Annotated in this window: 21 protein-coding genes; 17 read left to right on the top strand and 4 right to left on the bottom strand. The window is 26.1% G+C overall.

Annotated elements, in window-relative coordinates:
• Positions 1-158 precede the first annotated feature (158 nt).
• The 17 genes from ACXYRP_RS01095 to ACXYRP_RS01015 all read left to right on the top strand — a co-directional run bounded on the left by ACXYRP_RS01095 (position 159) and on the right by ACXYRP_RS01015 (position 19969).
• Positions 159-860 (top strand): hypothetical protein, encoded by a 702-nt coding sequence (locus tag ACXYRP_RS01095; protein ID WP_458614514.1) that lies wholly within the window; start codon positions 159-161, stop codon positions 858-860.
• A 208-nt stretch (positions 861-1068) separates the two neighbouring features.
• Entirely contained in the window at positions 1069-1272 is a 204-nt protein-coding gene (rpmF, locus tag ACXYRP_RS01090) for a 50S ribosomal protein L32 (protein WP_435128492.1), read from the top strand.
• Positions 1273-1346: 74 nt separating this feature from the next.
• Entirely contained in the window at positions 1347-1940 is a 594-nt protein-coding gene (gene ruvA / locus ACXYRP_RS01085) for a Holliday junction branch migration protein RuvA (protein WP_435128490.1), read from the top strand.
• On the top strand, positions 1921-2874 hold the full coding sequence (gene ruvB, locus ACXYRP_RS01080; protein WP_458597482.1) for a Holliday junction branch migration DNA helicase RuvB: 954 nt from the start codon (positions 1921-1923) through the stop codon (positions 2872-2874). Before ruvA ends, ruvB begins: the two co-directional genes overlap by 20 nt.
• Before the next feature lie 114 nt (positions 2875-2988).
• On the top strand, positions 2989-5427 hold the full coding sequence (gene secDF, locus ACXYRP_RS01075) for a protein translocase subunit SecDF (RefSeq protein ID WP_458615037.1): 2439 nt from the start codon (positions 2989-2991) through the stop codon (positions 5425-5427).
• Between the two features lie 89 nt (positions 5428-5516).
• Complete coding sequence (locus ACXYRP_RS01070) at positions 5517-6542, top strand: glycosyltransferase (RefSeq protein WP_458607252.1); 1026 nt, start codon at positions 5517-5519, stop codon at positions 6540-6542.
• On the top strand, positions 6542-7195 hold the full coding sequence (locus ACXYRP_RS01065) for an RDD family protein (protein WP_458615036.1): 654 nt from the start codon (positions 6542-6544) through the stop codon (positions 7193-7195). Before ACXYRP_RS01070 ends, ACXYRP_RS01065 begins: the two co-directional genes overlap by 1 nt.
• A gap of 9 nt (positions 7196-7204) precedes the next feature.
• The gene (locus tag ACXYRP_RS01060) at positions 7205-9382 is read left to right on the top strand and encodes an ATP-dependent helicase (RefSeq protein WP_458607250.1); all 2178 of its coding nucleotides are present in this window, start codon (positions 7205-7207) and stop codon (positions 9380-9382) included.
• Position 9383: 1 nt separating this feature from the next.
• The gene (locus tag ACXYRP_RS01055; protein WP_458615035.1) at positions 9384-10997 is read left to right on the top strand and encodes an MHO_4530 family protein; all 1614 of its coding nucleotides are present in this window, start codon (positions 9384-9386) and stop codon (positions 10995-10997) included.
• A 130-nt stretch (positions 10998-11127) separates the two neighbouring features.
• Positions 11128-14082: a DNA polymerase III subunit alpha gene (gene dnaE / locus ACXYRP_RS01050; RefSeq protein ID WP_458615034.1), complete on the top strand. Its 2955-nt coding sequence runs from the start codon at positions 11128-11130 to the stop codon at positions 14080-14082.
• Positions 14075-14962, top strand: a complete 888-nt coding sequence (locus tag ACXYRP_RS01045; RefSeq protein WP_458597468.1) for a 5'-3' exonuclease — start codon at positions 14075-14077, stop codon at positions 14960-14962. The genes dnaE and ACXYRP_RS01045 overlap by 8 nt, the downstream gene beginning before the upstream one ends.
• Positions 14938-15519 carry a dephospho-CoA kinase gene (locus tag ACXYRP_RS01040; RefSeq protein ID WP_458597466.1) on the top strand — a complete coding sequence of 194 codons (582 nt, stop codon included), beginning with the start codon at positions 14938-14940 and terminating at the stop codon, positions 15517-15519. Before ACXYRP_RS01045 ends, ACXYRP_RS01040 begins: the two co-directional genes overlap by 25 nt.
• A 45-nt stretch (positions 15520-15564) precedes the next feature.
• The gene (locus ACXYRP_RS01035; RefSeq protein WP_458597464.1) at positions 15565-16554 is read left to right on the top strand and encodes a replication initiation and membrane attachment family protein; all 990 of its coding nucleotides are present in this window, start codon (positions 15565-15567) and stop codon (positions 16552-16554) included.
• Positions 16554-17483: a hypothetical protein gene (locus ACXYRP_RS01030; protein ID WP_435128458.1), complete on the top strand. Its 930-nt coding sequence runs from the start codon at positions 16554-16556 to the stop codon at positions 17481-17483. The genes ACXYRP_RS01035 and ACXYRP_RS01030 overlap by 1 nt, the downstream gene beginning before the upstream one ends.
• On the top strand, positions 17483-18319 hold the full coding sequence (fmt, locus tag ACXYRP_RS01025) for a methionyl-tRNA formyltransferase (RefSeq protein ID WP_435128455.1): 837 nt from the start codon (positions 17483-17485) through the stop codon (positions 18317-18319). Before ACXYRP_RS01030 ends, fmt begins: the two co-directional genes overlap by 1 nt.
• 17 nt (positions 18320-18336) lie before the next feature.
• Positions 18337-18717, top strand: coding sequence for a S1 domain-containing protein (locus tag ACXYRP_RS01020; protein ID WP_458607246.1), 381 nt, complete (start codon positions 18337-18339; stop codon positions 18715-18717).
• Positions 18704-19969 (top strand): hypothetical protein, encoded by a 1266-nt coding sequence (locus ACXYRP_RS01015; RefSeq protein WP_458614520.1) that lies wholly within the window; start codon positions 18704-18706, stop codon positions 19967-19969. Before ACXYRP_RS01020 ends, ACXYRP_RS01015 begins: the two co-directional genes overlap by 14 nt.
• Before the next feature lie 26 nt (positions 19970-19995).
• On the opposite strand, the gene pgsA is transcribed toward ACXYRP_RS01015, so the two are convergent.
• The 4 genes from pgsA to mgtE are packed head-to-tail and all read right to left on the bottom strand — an operon-like array spanning position 19996 to position 23225.
• Entirely contained in the window at positions 19996-20646 is a 651-nt protein-coding gene (gene pgsA / locus ACXYRP_RS01010) for a CDP-diacylglycerol--glycerol-3-phosphate 3-phosphatidyltransferase (protein ID WP_458607244.1), read from the bottom strand.
• Positions 20633-21277, bottom strand: a complete 645-nt coding sequence (locus tag ACXYRP_RS01005) for an MHJ_0274 family protein (RefSeq protein WP_458614521.1) — start codon at positions 21275-21277, stop codon at positions 20633-20635. The genes pgsA and ACXYRP_RS01005 overlap by 14 nt, the downstream gene beginning before the upstream one ends.
• 8 nt (positions 21278-21285) lie before the next feature.
• The gene (locus tag ACXYRP_RS01000) at positions 21286-21636 is read right to left on the bottom strand and encodes a hypothetical protein (protein WP_435128440.1); all 351 of its coding nucleotides are present in this window, start codon (positions 21634-21636) and stop codon (positions 21286-21288) included.
• A 2-nt stretch (positions 21637-21638) separates the two neighbouring features.
• Positions 21639-23225, bottom strand: coding sequence for a magnesium transporter (gene mgtE, locus ACXYRP_RS00995; protein ID WP_458614100.1), 1587 nt, complete (start codon positions 23223-23225; stop codon positions 21639-21641).
• Between the last annotated feature and the right edge of the window lies 1 nt (position 23226).

Below are 23226 nucleotides of genomic sequence, written 5' to 3'. Positions count from 1 at the left end.
TTTAAGGAAATATTATAATTTTGTAAATAAGAATAATAATTATTAATATTTATATCATAAGATTTATAAAATAAAAGTAATTAGACTAAAAATATCAAAAATTTAGTGAATTTATATCAAATGATATAATTATAAAAACAAAAAGATTAAGGAAGAATATGATAGGTATAATTTATTCGATGATTTGATTTCTGATACCTTATAACAAATTTGTATCAGATTATATTAGTTTTAGTTTATATCGACTTAAGAATGCTAAAGCAAAGATTGATAACAAAGTTTTTGATTTCTTGTATCAAAGAATTAAATTATATATTAAAATTCTAATTTTTATAACAATAATCAGTGTAATTTCGTTTATTTCTATTTTGCTCTTATTTATACTGTTAAAACAAAAGATTAACACAAATTCATACGATACTTTTAATGCAGTTATGATAACTTTATTGGTGCTTTTTGGAATTGATTTGTTTTTATACACGAATTCATTTTTTACCTTTAAAAGAATGCGAAAAGACTTAAAAAAATATCGTGATTATAATAATAAATTAGGAAAGAGCAATCTTTTATATCATAAAATACTAGATAAAAGAGAGAACACACAACTTAATTTCCGAAGCAACGGAATATTTGTTTATGCAAAAGATTATGATATGCAGCAGAAAAAGTCAGATTATTTTTACAAGATACCATTATCTAGGCATTTTCATTATCCAGCCAAAATATTAACAAAAATCAAAGATATTCAAACCCGAAATTATGTGTTTATTTCACAAGATTATAAAACTTTATTTTATAAAAACCAACCCGTTGTCTCAGGGATGTTTTACGATTTATATCAAGATACATTAAAATACTAACTATAATTATCTTCCAGTTGTATTTTTACAACTGTAATATAGTTAAAAAAGTAAAAGTTAATGTTTTTGAAAGAATCTATTAAGTATAAATTTCATTAGATAAAAAACATAATTTTTTATTTCTATTTATAATCTTTTTTAATATAATTAAAAAGCTTTCAATTATTAAGATAATTTTTATTAAAAAAAACCACAAAGGAGGAAAACCATGGCTATTGTACCAAAACGTAAAACATCTAAACAACGTAAACACAAAAGACAAACACACAGTGCTTTAACATTACCTAATTTAGTAAAATGCAGTAACTGTTCAGAAGCAATTGAACAACATGTTGTATGCTGAAATTGTGGTTTTTACAAAGGTGTAAAAGTTAAACACTATGTTGCACAAAGTGACAGAATTCAGAAATAGTAGCATTTGCTATTTTTTTTCGCCTTTTTTAGTTTGTAATTAGTTCTTTTTTTATATATATTGTGGAGGAAAAAATGATACTTTATAAAATTGGTGAAATAGTTCACAAAAATAAAAATAACTTGATATTTGAAAACAAAGGAGATGGCTACATTGTAACTGTTCCAAGTATAAATCGCTTTGAATTAGGACAAAAATTGAAAATATACATTTATGAACATTCAACAGATTATCTACATAATTTCTATGGGTTTAAGGAATTTAAAGAAAGAATCCTATTTATGGATTTACTAAATGTAGATAAAGTAGGACCAAAAGTAGCGATTATCATCTTAGATAAAGGTTGAGAATTAATAGCAAATGCAATTGCACAAAATAATTGAGAAGAAATTGCAAAATGTCAATTTGTAAGTGAAAAAACAGCACGACTTATATGCTTAGAATTAGGTGATAAATGAAGAAAAATGGTTGATAAAAGCATTCAAACTAATTCTGAATCAACTGCAATGATTAATGAATTATCAAACACATTATCAACATTAGGATTCAAGAAAAAACAAATTGATTATGCGCTTTTAAATATTACTGAGAAAAAAGACTTTGATAAGATGCTTGAAGAAAGCATTGGTTTAATTACTGGAAATAAAGATGGAGAAATTAGAGCTTAGACCTCAAAATTTTGATGATTTTATAGGACAAAATCATTTAAAAAATACACTAAAAACAATTATAGAAAGTTCAAAAGTCCAAGACAAAGTACTTCCACATATACTTTTTTATGGTTCACCCGGTATGGGTAAAACAACATTAGCTACAATTATAGCAAATGAATATGGCAAAAGCATTCATTATGTTCAGGGAGCAAATATTGAGAAGAAATCTGATTTAATCAGTATGCTTTCTGTAATTAACGAAGGAGATATATTATTTATTGATGAAATCCATAGTATTAATAAAGCAGTGATTGAATTTTTATATAATGCAATGGAAGATTTTGTTTTTGACTTAATCATAGGTGTAGATGGTAATTCTCGATCGATGCGTATGAAGATAAAACCATTCACTTTGATTGGAGCAACTACTAAAATTAATGAAATAATCCAACCACTTAAGGATCGTTTTGGCTATATTGGTAGAATTATTAATTACACAAAAGATGATATTATACGAATTCTTGAGAATACATGTACCAAATTGAATATAAAAGTTGCAACTGAAATTTTAGAAATTTTATGTGAATATTCAAGGTTAACACCTAGAATTGCAAATCACATCATTCAACGTGTTCACGATTTTGCTATCTCTCATAATAATGGTATTATTGATAAAAAGATTACTAAGAAAACTTTAAGAAGTTTGGAAATTTATAAATACGGATTAACAAACGAACATATTCAGTATTTAGAAATTCTAAAGGATGGTTTTGATCAAAATAGTGTGTCATTAAACACTATTTCAGGTCTAACTATTCGAGAAAAAGGCGATATCCTAACTGAAATTGAACCGATTTTGCTTTATCTTAATTTAATTGAAAAAAGTTCACGAGGAAGGAGAATTACATCTAAAGGGATTGATTACTTAATTTCACAAAAAATATTATAACAAATACTAAATCTTACTAAAAAAAACCATAAATTGTGGTATATTATATTTATGAATAATATGAAAAAATTATTATTTTCAAACAAATTTTTTAGATCCATAATAAGTATTTTTATGCTCATTTCTGCAATTATTACGATTGTGTTTGGTAGCATTTTTTATATTGGTAAATCATCGAACACATCCATAGATTACACTAATGGGATTAAAACTGTTATATCGGTGAAATATAATGGTAATTTAGCAAATGCTTCTGAAACAGAGAAAGTTAATCTAGATATTGCAAAGAGAATTAGTGGTAGCAATGTTACAACATTATCCGATGGTTATTTGTTGGTAAATAAAAGCGGAAATTTTAACGATGATGAAAAATCAAAATTTGAACATCAATTGGTAGATAAACCAAGTTTATTAATTACGGATTCTGATTTAAGACCATTATTCTTAGAAGGTAAATATAATTCTAATCTTAGTTTAGATACTGCTGATTATGATAAATTATTCCCACCATTTAAAAAAGATGGTGCTAGTTATACACCTTCAAATTTTGATAATTCAAACTTTATATCTATTGCTGTTTCAGAAAATTCAGAATGGGCACAAGCAACTGAGGGTGTATTAAGATCGAAAGATAAACATATGCTTTTTTGACTTAATTATAAGGATTTAGAATTAATTGCAAAAAATGATGCATCAGGTTGACAAAAAGCAAACAAAAATCTTTGAAATTATGTACATGTTAATGAACGTGTTAGGGAACCAAATGCACAAAAAGATAACTTGATTAAAGAAAACCTTAAAAAATATTTTATCGGTAGTTTATTGATTAATCAAAACGGACAACCAATTCTTCTATCAAATAATTATACAAATAATCAAGCTACAGATTTGGCAAATGAGATTAATTTTGCACTTGATGATTATAAATTAGATCTTGTTTCAAGTGTATATGCTCATCAAGAAATTGATAATTCTACAATGTTTTATACAATGATTGCTGCAATTACTATTTTTGTAGTTCTTTCTATCTTTATGATAGTTAATTATGGTATTTTAGGAGCATTAAACACTATTTCTGCAGCGTTATATATTTTCCTAACATTATTAATCTTTACAGCATTACGAGGGGAATATTCACCATACACCTTTATTTTTGTTATTTCTAGTTATTGATTCTTTTTGGATACTAGTATTTTACTTTTTGATCGAATGAAGCATCGGATAAAAAAAGGAGATACTCAGAAAAAAGCAATCAAAAATTCATATCGCGATTCAGTTAGGTCAATTGTTGATACGAATATTTTAATCCTAATACTTGGTATATTTACCTATTTCCTTGGACAAAACACATTTAATATTGCTTCGGTAATATATGTAATCGCTTCAGTCTTTTTAGTTTTTGTTGTTTTAATATTTAATAAATATACTCTTGAATTTATAATAAATAATGGTTTTGAAAAAAAGAATTGAATTTATGGAATTTATCGAAAAACAGACACATTACCTAAATCAAACTTTTCAAAAGTTAATTGAATAAAAACATCTAATTACTTAATTATTTTTATTTTCATTATAATAGTAGTTGGATTAATTGTTTTTATTGCTTTATCTACAGTTTATAAAAATACATTAGCATCATTTAGCATTGATACAAATGCAGGTCGTGGAACAATGTTTTTTATTACTGATAATTATAATAATTCGCATTTAGGTTTATCCAACTCAATTGCAAAAGAATTAGTAAATAAACTAAATGAAAATTCAGAACTGAAATCTTATAACATAGTATATAACATAGCAAGAAATTCAAATTATGATTACTATAGCATCATTGCAACATCTAAGCAAAATTTATCGGGTCAAGAAATTATCCAGATTCAAAAAATAATAAAAGGTGCAACCGATATAAGTTTAAAAATTGATTTTATCAAACTTTCTAACAAAGAACTCAGCAAATCATTAGTTATTTCAATTATTTTATTTGCTATTTTCTCTGCATTAATTGTAATTTACTATATTATCCGAATAGGTATTACATATGCTGTAGCAGGTTTATTAGGATTTATCTTATTGTTTTTAAGTCTATATGCAATTTTATTCATTACTAGAGTACCATTAAATAATTATGTTCTAGTAGCATTCTTAATCTTGGAATCAATATATATTTATATTACAACTACTTTATTTGCCAACATCAAAGAAGTAATACGACATAGATACCATCAACACAGTTTGTCAAAAACGGATGTTAAATTAGTTATAAACGATGTAATTAGCAAATCGATTACTAAGTTTATTTATCTGCTCATAATAATAATGATCACTTTAATCATTTTAATAGCTCTTAATAAAACAACAAACCTATGATTTGGTGTCTTTATGTTGCTTGGATTATTAATATTACTTATATCAAGTTTATTTGTTACAACAAGATTTTTTGTATTCTTTGAACAAATACATCAAAGAATTAAAATCAATCGTGATGCAAGTGGTTATTGAGAAGTTAATAAAACAGAAGAGCAAGTCTTCAACGGGATTAACGATTATAAATAAAAATGACTTTTCACAGTTTGAAAGGTCATTTTTAATGAATTTATGCATAAATATGATAAAATTAATGTTATAGTAAATAAGGAGTTCAAATGAAGCTTTCATTGATTTCGCTTGATAATAAATATAAAAAAGATGTTAAAAAATATTTAAAAGATTTAGTTGAACAAGATAACCAGGATTTTGAGGTTATTTTATGCCTTAATCATAGCAATGAAGAAGCACAAGTTATGAAGGTAATTAGTGAATATTACGACTTCTTTAAAGAACGCTTAATTGTTATATATAACAGTAAAATTAATTCATATCAGTATAACTTACTTAGTGCTTTTAAACTCGCTAATGGCGATTTTATCGCTGTAATAAATAGCAAAAGTCATTTAAAGAAAAATTATGTTTCTGAAATAGTCAATCAAGCAAAATTTTATGATGTTGATATATTAGAACTTAAACCAAGAATAATTGGTTCTATTAGTTGAAAACCCAAACTTCGACAACAAATTGATAAGTCTGTTTTAATTAGCAAAAATAAATCAGTAATTGCATATGCTTTCCCTTTTATTTTTAATAAAATTTTCAAAAAACAACTAGTAAAAAAGGTAATAAATTATATTCCTGCAAACAATTATGATACTAAAATGTGTATTGAAATAAATTATATTTTATTATTAGAAGCAAAAACTTATATGTATTTAGATTACAGAATATATCGTGAATATTTTGATTCTGATATTTGATTTAATACCAAATATTTCCTTGGTAGTTTTAATGGAATAGAAAAATGAATGCTAAATAAACCAATTGAAGATAGATGTGCTGAAGAATTTATATATGCTAAATCCTATTTTATTAAGTTGCTTTTAACTGGATTTTTAACTGGTACTTCTTTAATGTATCGTACAATTTTCTTTAATGAAAGAAGTATAATTAAAGAAAAAAGAAGTAAATTTTTACTTGATAAACATTTTGAGTTATTAACGAAGTTAGAAAACCAATTTTGTGCAAATAATTACGATTCATCAAATCCATATATAAGAAAAACATCAACTGAAGCTTCACTGATTTTATCTGATAGCAAGAAACTTCGCAAAATACCTATTTTGTCAGCATTAGAATAATGTATCAAAATGTTAATTTTTTAAGAAGATTTACAATCGATTTAATAAATTTTATTATTTATGCAATAGTTATTTATTTAATCTTTTGAGGATTTTCACATAATTCAGTTATAAAAGAAAAAATAAATGCTTTAAATTACTATTTAGCATTTGTTATCGCAATATTTTGATCAAATTTATATTATTTCTTTTTCCCTTGACTAACAAAAGGAAAAATGTTCGGTGAATATATTTTTAAATGTAAAGTAATTGACACCGACAGTAAAGTATTTAAGATAAAAATGCTCTTAAAGAGAAATATTATTGCTGCATTTTTTATATCATTTATTTTTTTATTTTTTCTTGCGACTATTTATCCATCTGATATAAAAGTTACAGATAAAAAAATCCCACAACTCAATGAAAGTATCAAGAATGATATTGCTATTAAAGTTAGCACTACCTTATTTTCTATACTTGGTTTTACTAAATTTGCTAATTATTTTTTATTAGTTTTTTGAAAAAAAAGACTTTCATTAACTGATTTTTTAACTAACTCAAGAGTGGTTTTTAATAAACAAATTGAAGCAACTTCAAACAATCAATATATATTAGAACCATTTCGCTATCAATGAAGACAAATATATCGTAGTGATCAATTTAACTTACCATAAAGGAAGCATATGAATATAAATAAGAAGATTAATTTGCTTGCTGATCTTAATGAACATCAAGCACAGGCAGTTAAATATTTCGATACCCCTTTACGTATTATAGCAGGAGCCGGAACAGGGAAAACTAAGGTACTTACTCGAAAGGTATCCTATTTAATCAATGCATATGGAATTTCTCCAAGTAAAATCCTAGCTGTAACCTTTACTAACAAGGCTGCACAAGAGATGTCGGGTAGAATTCAAAAATACTGTAATGAAAGCAAAGATAAGCTTAACATTATGACATTTCACTCCTTTTGTGCTGGTATTTTGAAAAAAGAAATTCATTTATTAGGATACAAAAATAATTTTATTATTATCGATGAAGCTGATAAAGAACAAGTTCTAGCAAAAATATACAAAGAATTTGATATTACAACAAATGAAGTAAGTTATAAAAGTGCATTGCAACATATTTCTCACATAAAAAACTTTAATAAAAACATTTCTGATTTATATAAAGAAGAAGGTGAAAAAAGTATTTTAAACAAAATTTATGTACAATATACTAATTATTTAGCGCAAAATGGAGCATTAGATTTTGATGATTTAATTTTACAAACTAATAATTTATTTACATTACGTCCCGATGTTTTAATAAAATATAAGAATAAATATGATTATATTTTAATTGATGAGTTTCAGGATACATCGGTGCTGCAATATCAAATTATTAAGAGTATTATTACACCACATACACATATAACAATTGTAGGTGATCCAGATCAAACTATATATAATTGACGAGGAGCAGATGTTAATTTAATTTTAAATTTTAACAAAGATTTTCCAAATGCTAAAACAGTTGTTTTGGATGTTAATTATCGTTCTACAAAGAAGATTTTAGATGCTGCTAATAAGTTAATTAAGCATAATAAAATTCGTTTTAATAAAGATTTAGTTACTGATAATGAATCGGGAGTAAATATTAAATATATGCATAGTTTCAACGAAGAAGCAGAAGCTCGATGAGTTGTAAATGAGATAAACTTACTTAAAAAAGAGAAAAATCAACTTAAATCGATTGCTATTTTGTATCGTTCTAACTTTTATTCACGTGCTTTTGAACAAATCCTTATTGAAGAAGGAATTCCACATCGGATTATGAATGGGACTAAGTTTTATCAACGTAGTGAGGTCAAAGACACAGTTGCATTTTTAAGAGTAATCTTTAACGGTCATGAGTTATCAATGCAGCGGATTATTAATGTTCCAAATCGTGGTTTAGGTGAAAAAAATCTTCAAATCATTAAACATTTTGTTGATTCAACTAATGAAAACAGTACCTTAACAGCATTGATGAAAAACTGAAGTAGATTTATTAAGGAACATCGTTATGTTTCGGAAAAAATTAAAGGTTTTATCGGTTTAATTGCCAGATATCATAAAGCCTTGATTAAACCAAAAGCAAAAATTGCACAAGTCATTGAGTTTTTCTTAAAAGAAATACAATATTTTAAATTTATTGAAAAAAACAAAAATCTACGCGGAACTGCCGAAGAAAATGTTAATGAATTAATTAACTCAATTGCGATTTGGGAAAAGAAAAATCCAGATAAAACAATTGAAGATTATTTAAATTATATTAATTTCTTATCTGTAAATGATGATTCAGATGGTAATACCAATTTTGTTACTTTGATGACTATCCATTCAGCTAAAGGATTAGAATATGATAACATCTTTTTAGTCGGGCTTACTAAAGGAGTTTTTCCGACTCAAAGATTGTATGATAAAGATAACAAAATCCTTGATGAAGAGATGCTTGAAGAAGAACGCAGATTAGCATATGTTGCTGTAACAAGGGCAAAAAAGAAATTATTTATAAGTTCATCACGAGGCAAAATAATCGGAACAAATTTAGATAAGGAACCATCTCAGTTTGTAAATGAAATAGGAATTAATGTGCAAGATTCGTTGATTGCCGGCTCAAACTACGGATTAGATTTAAGCATTACAAACGAAGATGAAATCAAATCAATTAATTCAAAAATGATTATAGGGGATAAAATTTCGCATACAATGTTCGGTGAAGGTGAAGTAGTTGATTTAGGTGATAACAATGACGCTGTGATAAAATTTAAAGATGGAGAAACGCGAACGTTAAATAAAACCCATCATTCTATTCGGATTTTAAAAGAGAGATAAGATGCTGCTTTGAATTATTTTAGCTATTATTTGTGCAATTTTAATTTTAATTATCAAAGTTGTTTTTGCTTTGGCTATTTTTTATCTATATCGCCGAAGTGCATCTGGTGTTATTTTGTTTAAAATTGATTATAACAATAAGCGAGTAATACGATTAAATCCAAGGTTTTATTTTCTATCAACAATTTTTGATTCTAAAAAAAGTGATTTTAAAATGTATAAGTATATACCATTAAAAAAATTTTTAGAATATTTTGATTCAGAGAGTATAAGCGAGATAGAAGTTATCTTAGAAAATCAAAATAATAATTTTTCGTTGCAAGATTTACAGGTTTTTATAAATAATAAAATTCGTAATGACTTTAGTTTTATTGACAAACTTATTTTTAGATTTGATAGAAATTTTACTCACAAAAAACCTTATCATATGCAAGTTACAAACAACCAAAAAGGTGAATTTTTTTGTCAGATTAAATGAACAAATTTTAGAGAAAACAAACCATTAAATATCATAAATAATTCATATGAAGAAAAAACAAATATAAGACTCGGTTCATATATAGTTTTGGGTTTTGCTTTAAAACCACATACCTTAATTTCAAATCATATAAATGATACAGATTTAAGTAATATTGGTTATTTATTTAATTTTAATATAAAGAAATCATACTTTTTTAATAAAGATGGAATGATTTATTTTCTTATAAAAAAGAATTTTTTAACTAAAATAGAGCATTATATTAATAAAGTAAAAAACATCAATGAATTATCATTATATACACAAATATTACTTGCAGCAACGGTATTTGAACGTAAAATTGATTCGCTAAATCAAATATCAGCAGTAGAAGAAATTTTAAAATTTTCATTATATAACATTATTGCAAAACCAGATTCATACAATGAATTTCTTAATAAAAAACTAATTGAAAAAGATAAAGAGTTTTTGAAATTTAAAACAGATTTATCGCAATATTTATTTATTAATAATAATTTAGATGAAAATTTTAATATTAGCAAACACAAAATATTAAAATATAATTCCAATGATGTCACAAGATTATCAGTAGCAGAATTAAAATGCAAAAATAATTTTGAAAACAATAAAAATTTTATATTATTTAAAAATAACCCTTACTTAAACTTTATTTTCCAACCAAAATGAAATGATTTTTTATCGCAAAAATTGACAAAAAAATCAAAAAATAAGTTATTTAAAATTTCTCAGGAAGTTTTTTTGCAAGATAATTTTTTTATAACACAAGAATCACCAATCCCACTAGTATATAGCGAAAAAAATATATTTGATGTTCCAAAACTTAAACAGAAAATATCGGAAAATTTAAAAAAGCGTATTGCAACAACATTATATGTTAATACAATTGACAAAAATTTATTTAATATAATAAACGATGTTAAATTAAAAGCTATTGTAATAGGAAAGGATATATCAAAAAAAATTCATTTAAACAATAACATCTTCTTAGAAGTGTTTTCATTAGTTACATTAGCAAAGAATCGCAACATTCTTATAATATATGAAGATGTTATTAAAAATATTGATACATATATAATGCAAAAAGCAGAAGTAGAATATTTTTATACATCTGAATAACTAATTGTAATCTACCTTTTTCTCCTTTGTAAAGGTGGGAAAAGGTATTTTTTATATATATAACTTGTGAATAAGTATGTTAATAATATTATTATATTTATTTAAAAAATAAATATAATAGAATTTAAATATGAGAAAAAAAATCTATCTACATACAAATACTGAATATTCATTTTTAAATTCTACAATTAGGGTTGCTGATTTGCTGCATTTAAGCAAACTAATGAATCAAGAATATATCACCTTAACTGACTTTCAAAATTTTTATGCTTTGCAGTATTATTGAGAATTTATGGATGAATATGATTTTAAACCTATCATAGGAGTTGAATTAGAACTTATCCAAGGTTTTAGAGTTATTGCTATAGCAAAAAATAATAATGGATTAAATTACTTATATAAAATCGTTACAAATATTTCACAAAGTCAAATCCCTGATTATTATTACCTTGATAATAATGATATTTACTTAATTGATCATGATGAATATGGACATATAGCAAAAGAAATTAATTTAGATTATTATTTAGATAATTTCTATCTTAATTCAAAAAAAGTATTACATCATCAAAGTGTTTATGCTCCAACCAAAAGGATTCTACATTTTGATGACAATGAACTATTACCTATCTTAACTTTTATAGCAGGCAAAAACGAAACAATAAGAGTATATAATGATTATTTTGATGATAATGAATTTGAAGATATTGATGAGATAGTTTATCTAAATATGCTAAAAATAGTTGAATCAATATCAATTAGTAAACCTGATTCAAAAATCAAATTAGCAAAGTTTTCCGAAAATTCCAAAGAAATATTTCAGTCAAAGGTATTAGGTAAACGCTACCAGCAACTAATTAAACATTATGATAAAGAACAAGTTATTCAAAGAATTAAACATGAAGTAAAAGTGATTGATTCGCTTGGATTTATTGATTATTTTTTAATTATTCATGATGCACTCTCTTATGCCCGCGAGCATAAGATAAATATCGGACCAGGTCGGGGTAGTTCATCAGGTTCCTTGGTAGCATATTTATTAGAAATTACATCGATTAATCCACTTGAATTTGACTTACTTTTTGAAAGATTTTTGAATGTCGATCGTGTGTCATTACCTGATATTGATATTGATATTCAAGATAACCGTCGCGACGAAGTATTAAGTTATTTAAAACAAAAATATGGAAGCGAAAATTTTGCATTAATATCGACTTTTCAGACATTGGCTAGTAAAAATTCAATTCGCGATGTTGCTCGTTATTTAATTTCAAAAAATTTAATCAATATCAGCAAAACTGAAATAGATAACATTGCATCAACACTAAGTTTAAATGATAAAAACCTTTTAGATGCTTACGAAAATAATTCAAAATATAGATTACATATTTCTAAATTTCCTTTATTACATCAACTAGCATCAAAAATTGAAGGACTACCACGACAGGTTGGTTTACATGCTGCTGGTGTAGTGGTTGCAAATCAACCAATTAATCAATTAGTAGCAACTCATTATAATGATAATAGTTTTCAACAAATAGAAATGACAATGAATTATTTAGAACGTTTCGGTTTAATTAAGATAGACTTTTTAGGACTAAAAAACCTTACTTTTATACAAGAAATTGAAAACCAACTACCTGAAGAAAACCATTTTGATAATATAATGAATCAATCTTATTCACTTTTTAATGATAAAATAACATTTGATTTATTAAACAAACAATATACTGATGGAATTTTTCAACTTGAATCTCCTAAAATGAGACAAACTATAAAACAAGTGCATGTTGATAGTTTTGATGATATTTATGCAATTATTTCACTATTTAGACCAGGACCTGCAAAATATATACCCATATACGCTAAAAATAAACAGAATATTCACTTAATCGAAAAAGTACATCCGATTTATGATGCTATTGTGAAGCAAACATATGGGATTATAGTATATCAAGAACAAATTATGCAAATAGCTCAAAAATTGACAGGGATGACTTTTTCACAAGCAGACCTTTTACGTCGTGCAATTTCTAAAAAAGATGAGCATGAGTTACATAAATTAAAAGGTTTATTCTTTGAAGGTGGACTAAAAAATAATATTCCAGAAGAAAAGCTTGAAGAAATTTATAGTAAAATAGAAAGTTTTGCAAATTACGGATTTAACAAAGCTCATGCTGTCGCATATGCATTGATAGCATATAAATTATCCTATTATAAAACACGCTATCCACAAATTTTTTATCAAGCATTATTATCAGATGCAGGGATGGATTCATCAAATATCAAAAGATATTCAGAAGAGGCTTATATGCAAGGTATTTTAGTTGTAGCTCCTGATATTAATATCTCTAGTGCCTCAGCAGTGTTTTGAAAGGATCGTATTTATCTTTCCTTGCAGATTATCAAAGGTATTGGTTCGGTTGCTGTAACTAAGATTATCAGTGAACGCAGTAATTACGGATATTATCCTGATTTTATAACTGCTATTTTAAGATTAAAAAGGGTAGGTATTGGTGAAGCAGTTATAGATATTTTAATTAAAGCAGGAGTTTTCAGAAGCTTTGGTGGAGTTAAATATTTACTTACTATGATTCCAACTATTAATGAACTTTTTGCCGCCTATCAGATGCAAGTAAAAAGAAGTTCGGAAAATTTAGATGATTTTAATTTTTTATTAACATATATATCAAATGCACAGCTCTCACAAATGATATTTCCACCAGTTACCGAAGATTTAACCGAGCAAGAAGCATATGAAATTAAATATTTAGGGGCCAAATATACAACGGATAATAAAGAATATTTAAAAAAATTAAAAGATGATCATATTCCGTGTCTGATTAATGTTAATGAAGTAGGTTTATGAATCGATGTTGAGATTTTATCAGTTAAAAACGGAAACAATCCTAGACACACAAAGGTAAAAGTTAAAGATATTTCAGCGGTTGTAGAACTGCAAGGTTGAAGTCAAAATATAAAAAATTTATTAAATCAAAAACCAAAAACACGAATTCGAGCATTTGTAAAAAAGCGCAACGGATTTTATAATCTTATCGAATACAAGGAACTAATCAATGACTAAGCAAGAAATTTCATTAGTAATAGATGGAAATTATTTAATTTTTCAATCTTTTTATGCATCATATCGAGGCGATTTAACTAATATTTTAAGAAACGATGAAGGTTTTCCAACTAATGCATTACAACTATTTTTAATGCAAATGATTAAGTTAATTAAACACATAAAACCAAAATACCTTTTCATCGCTTTTGATGCACCAGGAAAAACGAAAAGACACTTGCAATATAGTAAGTATAAATCAGGTCGTGCTTCATCTCCGAATGAGCTATATTTGCAAATTGATAAAATCAAAGAGATTTTAAGTGTGTTAAAATTACCATGATTTCAGCAATTTGGTGATGAAGCAGACGACCTTGTTGCAACTTATGTCACAAAAATACCAGGTAAAAAGTTTATTTTTTCAGCCGATAAAGATTTATTACAATTAGTTAGTTCAGATGTTGAAGTTATATTGAATAAAAAAAATGAATATCTTCATATTAATGAGCAAAATTTTGTTGAATTTTATCATATAAAACCTAATCAAATAGCTACATATAAAGGTTTAAAAGGTGATCCATCGGATAATCTACCTGGAGTATGTGGAATTGGTGATATAACAGCAATTAAGTTAATTAAGGCTTTCAATGACTTTGATAATATCTATAAAAATATCGTAAACAGCAATCTCTTTACCAAATCAATTAAAGAAAAACTTTTAGCAGGTTATAGTGATGGAAAAATGTGCTATGAACTGGCAAAATTAAACACAGATGTAAGTGATTTTGATCTGAATATCCAAAAATATCTGCTCAACATCGATTTAGATGCTGCAAATGATGTTCTTGATCAACTACAACTTAATACGGTAAAATCATGACTAATAAAACTAAAAAAATAGCAATTGTAGGTAGAATCGCCTCAGGAAAAAGTTATTTTCTTAACACATTAGCTTCCTTGGGCTATAAAACCATAAATATGGATGAATATGTATTAAATATATATCAAAATGATTTAGCCTTTATCAAACTGATACAATGCAGCATCGGAGAGTTTTTAATAAAGGATGGTAGAATATCAAAACAAGTTTTAAAAGATTGATTAGCACTTGATTATAACAATTTTGAAACTCTTGAAAGACTTTTATATCCATATTTAAAAACAAAATTACTACAAGAAACATTTGATTTTGTTGAAATACCAATTTTATTTACTCAAATAACAGATTTTAGTGACCTTTTTGATGAAATTTGAAATATGTCTATATGTCCGAAAAAGCGCAAGGAATTTGTTAATAAGCGCTTTGTGGAAAAGTCATTTTTTGAGTATTTAGATAAAAAAAATAACTATAAATGAACTAAAAACGAATTTTTTAGAAACAAAAGGGTTGTGAATATCCCTATGAGAAGTCGTGATACTAAGCAAAAAATTATGAAAATTCTGCAAAAATATAAATAAGTATTTAAAATTATTCTTACCTGATTATCTAAAAAGGAGTACCAGATGAGTTTAATGCAACATTTGGAATATAATAATTTTGTTATTTCTAAAAATTTTAATATCTCTACAGATGATTTACATAACCTAAGACAATTTTATGGAAGTTTTTTAGGCCCTGAAGGAGTATGTTTATACGAGTATTTACTGGATTTAGCAGGTGGGCAAGATTATAGTGTGGTTGAATATGATTTTTCAACATTAGCAATTTTTATAAATATACACGAATCACAACTTCAATCGGCTCGTGTCCGTTTAGAAGGAGCTGGTTTGATTAATACATATAAAGATAATAAAAAAGCCTTAACAATTTTTGAAATTCAAAAACCACTTACACCTGAAAATATCCAGCGAAATACCTTTTTGACTAATTTAATTGTAAGTAAAATAGGGAAGATAAATTTTGATAAGTTCATAAAATCCAGAAGGCAAAAAATTGTGTCTTCATATGAATTTAATTATGAAGATATTACATCAGATTTTTTTAGTGTTTTTTCAACTGTAAATCAAACAGAATCAGAGCAAATTGAAAGAAAATTAATTATGAATCAAGGTGCTACTTTAATAAGTGATCAAGAAATTAAGGTTTATACTAAAAAACATAACCTTCCTATTCCATTAGAAATAGGAAATGTACAATATTCTAATGCATATGAAGCAATTTTAAAACTTACACCACAGGCTTTTTTTAAACAACTAAGTAATGAAGAAATTTCATCAGCTGATGAAATTTCATTAAAAACATGAACAGATAGAATTCCAGAAAGCAAATGTTTAAACTTAATTATGTATATAGCACGTTTAAAATATAAAAGCGATAAGTGACATAAACACATCTGAACAATGATTTTAGAAATAAGTTCACAAAACTTGTTTAAATTTGAAGATATTGAAAAATATTTAGATGGTAAATTAAAAATTGATAAGAGATACACCCATATTTTTGAGCAAAAAACTGTATTAAAACAAGATTTTCTCACTAGAAAGACTAGTTAATGTTTGATTTTTCAAAACCCAGATCTAATTTTCAAAACCCACATCTTTCTTTAACAAATTTACCATCAAAACAACAAGTTATTAATGAAATTAAACAAAATCCAATATTATCACCTATTTTTAAAACATTAGCATTTACAGAGAATGATATTATTAATTCATATGCCAATTTAATTGACTATGTTCAAGAACAAAATGACCCGAATCGTTTATTTATTACAAATATTAAACGTGGGTATAATGGTCAAATAAATTTTACCAAGACACTTAATCACAAATCACCTTATATAACTGACTATAAATTATTGAATAACATAAAATTTAAATACATTTCTTCACCGATGACATCTGAAAGTTTGTCACATTTACAAATTACCTCAGAATCAGAAAGTGGATTTAAACATATGATGGAAATAAATTCACCATGATTAATTAATGAAAATAAATTTCGTGGGTTTTTCTTATACGGTGATGCAGAAAGTTCACGAAATCTAATGTTATCAGCTTTGACTAACGAATTTGCTTTAATGAATAAAAAAGTTGCCTATTTAAATATTAATAATTTAGATTCATATTCAAAAACTTTCATAAGACGTAATAGCGAAGATATAGTAAGTGAAATTAATGATTTTTTAACCAGTATTTTGTACTTAGATGTAATTATTTTTGACGAACTTGGACTAAAAAAGTTTTCAAATTGATTTTTAGAAACTTTTTTAGAACCTTTATTAACAGAATGTGTAGCGAATAAAAAAATAGTTATTTTCGGTTCTTATTATACCCCTGAATTACTGGATAAACAGTTTTTCAAAGACGGGTATAAAGATGATCGAAACGGATTAACACCGATGGCTAAAAAAATACTAATGCTTATAAATAAACTATCAAACTATCGTTCCTTATGAATTGGTAATAAAAAGGATAAATAATGAAAATTATCTTAGCAGGAACACCTGAATTTGCTGTTAAACCCTTTGAACAAGTGATAAATAACTTTGATGTAGTTGCCATTGTCAGTCAGCCAGATCGTCCAGCATCACGTGGATATAAAGTAAATCCTACACCAGTGAAATTACTTGCAAAAAAATATAATATTCCTTTATATCAACCCCAGAAAATATCGCAAATCTATGAGCAGTTAGCATCATATCAAGTTGATATATTTTTAACTTGTGCTTTCGGTCAATATATCCCAACAAAAATTCTTGATTTACCAAAAATAGCATCTATAAATATTCATGGTTCTTTACTTCCTAAATATCGTGGAGCAGCACCGATTCAATATAGTTTGTTAAATAACGATTCAGAAACAGGAATTTCACTAATATATATGACCAAAGAATTTGATGCAGGAGACATTCTGTTTACATCAAAAATTGCTATCTTACCAAGAGATACATCACAAACAATGTTTGAAAAACTTTCAAATTTAGCTTCTGAAAATATAGTAAAATGACTAAAAGATATAGAGTTGAATAAAATAAATCCTATAAAACAAGATGTATCCAAAGTAGTTTTGTCTCCTAAGTTAAGTAAAGATGATGCACTTTTAACTAGTTATATGAGTAAACAACAAGCATTTAATATCATACGTTGTTTTTCAAGCAATCCGGGTGCATATATAATTTATCAAAATAAACGCTTGAAAGTATATTATGCTTATTTTGAGCCAATTAAGAATGCAATAAAGTTAGATTTTAGTGACGGTTCATTATATGCTAGTGATTATCAATTCGAATCTAAAAGACGGGTAATTTTAAAATAATAAGATATAATTATATAATGAAATACAAGGTCGGTGATATTGTTATAGCAAAAGTGTTTAAAGTAGGTCCACAATATGTTTCATTGCAAACCAAGGATTTTACTAAGTTTTTTATTTATCGCGAAGATATTAGCGATTATAAACCTTGCAAAATTTACGATATATTCAAAATAGGAGATATCGTAAATTTTGTCTGTTTATATTTTAATATAAACAAAAACTATGGATATGGAAGTTATAAAAAAAATCATCCTAATGAATTAAGAACATATGGAAATTATTGATTAAAAGAAACTTCAAAAGGTTTTAGAAACTTAATTAATTATATGAACATACGCATCAAGGAATTTGCAAAACGAGAAAATAACCAGGATGTAAATAAAGATGTCAAAGGTTAAAATAAATACTTTATATAAAGCAAAATATCTACAAAAAGAATTATACATTTTTAACACTAATATTATCAGTAAACTTAAAAGTTTAAATTTTAAAGGTTCACAACACCTAGGATTTGATGATATAGCAATAAATTATAGTGTTAAAGGATTTAATAATATTATTAATTTTTGTAATTTATTATATAAAAATAATATTAAATATTTGCTAGTAATAGCATCAAAACAGACACAATTGATGCTTCAATCAGCACTTGAATTTATTTTTGGTAAATATGATTTTTATTCTGATGTAAAGATAAAATTAATTTTTATTAATAACGAAGATACAAAAGTTAACATTGAATCTAAGATTTATACATATTTTCATCACTGTGATATAAAACATACAGGAATAATGTTTTTAGATGTATTTGATAACATCAATAAATTAAAAAGTAAATGGTTGATTGAATTAGTTCTATCAAAATTTAACCAGCATGCAAGTGAATTTTTTGTGCAAAAACTTATTTATTTTATTGGTAAAAAAGAATGGTTTGCTAATTTAGCAAAATATAATATCCCTGATTCTAATATATTGTTTGTCTCATCATCAGTTCATAACCAATTTTCTTTTTTCTCAGAGTTATATTTAGTATTATTAGCTACACAAGGAGTAAATTTAAATAAATTAATTCACGGGTATAAAAACATTTCTGAAAGCATTTATGCAAACGATTCATATTTTAACAAAGCACTAGGTTTGTTTTTACATTTAGTTAATTTTTATAAAGCAAACAACACAAAAAAAGATATTTCATTAAATATCTTTGTTGGTTATGATGATTTTTTAGAAAATTTATCAAAGGTGTTTGCTTACCATTTTAATATGCTTACAGTAAGAAAAAAAGTTTTTAATGATAGTTGTGTTTTTTCTCGGGATATTTCTAGCATAGGTCAATCTATTTTATCAAACGGTTTACCAAAAACTTTATTTTATTTTGTATTTAAACGTAAATATTTTGATTATCAATTATCTTCGAATATTGATTTTGATGATTTATTATCAAATCTTTCTAATTTTACCTTACATGCCTTTAAAAATACCAGTCTTAATTCTTTTAATAACTATTTTATTTCATATATTGATGATTCTAAATCTGTTGAGATAGAAATAGCTAATAACGATGAAGAAGCATTTGGAGAACTAATTGGTTTGTTATATTGAAGCAAAATATTATATGCAATTTATTATGATTTAGATTTATTTACATAAAAAGTTGGTAACACCAACTTTTTGTCTTAAAAGAAAAATTTTGTTGCTAATTTTATATAAATATATCCAGAAAATAACGAGAATAATTGTGCTATAAATAAAGGAATGTTTATTATATAAATTCAGTAATATAAATAACTATGATAATATGAAATATTAGGTATAAATTGCATAATAATTACAAATAAAAGTAATATAGGTATAGCAAAACTCATTAATAAAGTCTTTAGTTTACCTCAAAAGTTTGCTGAAATTTCCTGATTATTTTTTATCAATAACCCACGACATCCATCAACAATTATGTCACGTAATATGAATAATACTGTTGACCAAATTGGCGTATAAGAAATAACAGAAAGATAAATTAAAACAGAAGTTGTCATTATTTTATCAGCCAGAGGATCTCATAACTTACCAAAAGCAGTAATAATACGGTTTTTACGTGCTATTTTACCATCATAATAATCAGTAATCATCGCAGTGATAAAGATAATAAAAATAAGGATGTTAAAAATTAAATACATAATAGCTAAAAGCGAATTAGTTTGATTTAAAATATCTTTATTTGCAAAGAAAATCGTTGCATTAATACTAATAAGGATAATAATTGGTATAACTAAAATAATTCTTATTAAAGTAAGTTTATTAGGAACATTTAATGATTTAATTCATTGCATTACGTTTTTCTAACAATCTTTCTTTATATTTTTCTTCAAAAGCAGATTCGATTTGTTCAGGTGTTTTTAAATCATCTACATTTGTTCGTGCAGCTTCCGTTGCTATTTTTTGTGCTTCTGGTACATATTTTTTAAAGTCAGCAAGCAGAATACTAAATTTCTTTTCTCAAAGATTAGAATTTAAATCTCTTAGCATCTGTATTTCTTGCACTTCTTTTTGAAATTTAGGATTTTGAATAATAAAATTTTTAAATTCATATTCATCTAAGATATCATTAAGAAGGCTTTTTGTAGCCATATTGATATGTGACATTTTGTATTCACCAATACTTACAACAAAATTTTCATGTGTTTGGTGATTTAAATCAATCAATTTATTTAACTTAACAGTAGTCTCATACCAATATAACTTCGAATTTCATTCATATTCAGCAGCAGCAGCCTTTGTTCTTTTGTTTTCAACCTTAGTTTTAATTGATTGATAAACAAAATAACCTATTAGTGCAAGAATAACTACACCAAAAATAACTCATATAATAATCCCACTACCACCAAACGGAGAAGCAGTGGTATTAGTTGTAACTGAGCCTTGGTTTGCAGTCGGGGTTTCTTCAAACCTAATAATATTCATATATCTCCTTATTTTCTTTTAATTTGTAATCTTCATTTAAATGTTTTTTCAAGTCGACAACCTAAAGCGATTTGAGTTTTCAATTCTTCAATGTTTGGAGCTTTCTCTAGCTCACCTTTACTTAAGCGCATAATTATATCGATAAGCATTGCATTTATTAAGTTTTTACTAATCACTTCTTTGTTTTCAGGTTTTTCATATATTACGAATCCACCATCAGAAAGTCTTTCGTGAATAGCAACTTGAGTACCAGATACAAGTTGATTCATCTCCTTTTTTATTTCTTTTAATTCATCATTAATTTCGTTATAGCGTTCTGCTAATAACTTTAATTTTTCAATATCTACTGTATTATCCATAATTAAACTCCTAGATTTGGTAAGTTAATAGGTGTATAAATATTCATATTTTGAATTATCGGGATGCCGATGTCTAATAATTCTTTGCTATGATGTTCGTTGTGTGATTTTGATGATATGATACCAACTTTTCAGGCAAATCATAAAACAAATAAATTCAGTCCAAAGAAAACCAAGGTTGATAAAGCATCAGAAAGAGTGGTTAAAATAGGTGCTGACATAACAGCAGGATCTTTTTTGAAACGTATTGCTAAAAGTGGAATAGTAGTTCCTAAAAACTTAGCAAAAATTACTACAAATCATAAAGATAAAGAACTAGCAATAATGATAAATGATAATGTTGCTCAGTCACCAATTTCATCTTTAAATTTTGGTGAAGCACTGTAAATACCATAATAAACATATAGACGCATAACATTTACCGTAAACATTATTGCACCAATTATCAAACCTACATTAAGTTCTTTGAAAATTACCTTTCGATATTCTTTTTTAGTAAAGTCACCTAATGCAGCAGCTCTGGTAATTGTTGTTGACGATTGTGAACCGGCATTTCCGGCGGCACCTGAGATAATAGGAATAAGTGAAACTATAATCGCTGTTGATACTGTAATACCAAGTCCTTTTATGACATTTTCAGAAAGATTTGTAAATTCTTGAATAATAAATTGTGATGCAGTTGCAGATAGCATAAGGATAATAAGTCATAAAACACGGGATTTGATAATTTTCAAAATTGATGTTTTTAAATAACTTTCTTCTGCTGCATCAGCATTAATACCAGCCATTTTATAAATATCCTCAGTTGCTTCATCTTGAATAATATCGATAACATCATCGGAAGTGATCATCCCGATAAGTCGGTTATCACTCGTTACAACTGGTAAAGTTGCTTTATCATGGTTTGAAAAAACCTGTGCTGCAAATTCTTTATCATCAGTAGGTTTAACACTTGCAACAGCATTATATATATCTTCAAGCAAGACATCTTCATCGGAAAAAACAAGTTCTTCTAATGTTACATCACCTAATAAAAAACCATGTGGATCAGTTATGTAAAAATTATAACCCATTAAAATATTTTGATTATAATCTCTTTTAATTTTAGCAATCGCTTTTTTACAAGTTCAATTGGATTTAAGGATTGAAATATCCACGCTCATGTAACTTCCGACTTGATCATCATTGAAAGAAAGAATTTGATTAATTTTTTCTCTTTTTTCCTTAGGTGTCTGTGAAAGAATTTTGCGAGTTAAATTTGCTGGTAATTCTTCTAAAATGTCTGCTAATTCATCAGTCTCGATTTCTTGCAAAACTTTCTGTCCTAAGTCATCAGTAAATAAATTAACAAGTTTAATTTTTACATCATCATCTAAGTATGAAAAAACTTCAGCAGCTTCTTCAGTTTTTAAAATACGCAAAATATAAATTTGATGTTCGTCAGGAAGTGATTCAACCGCCTTAGCGAAGTCAGCATGTGGTGTATCTTCTTCAAGATCCCGAATTTTCTTAACACTTTTCTCTTTTGTTAAAATTCGAAGTTTACCAATAAGAGTCGCAAGGGTAATTTCAACTGTGTTGTTTTCCATA

Source organism: Mycoplasma sp. 5912 (assembly GCF_054353835.1).
Note: the sequence above shows the minus strand (reverse complement) of the source record. Positions and strands in the feature narration are given on the sequence as shown.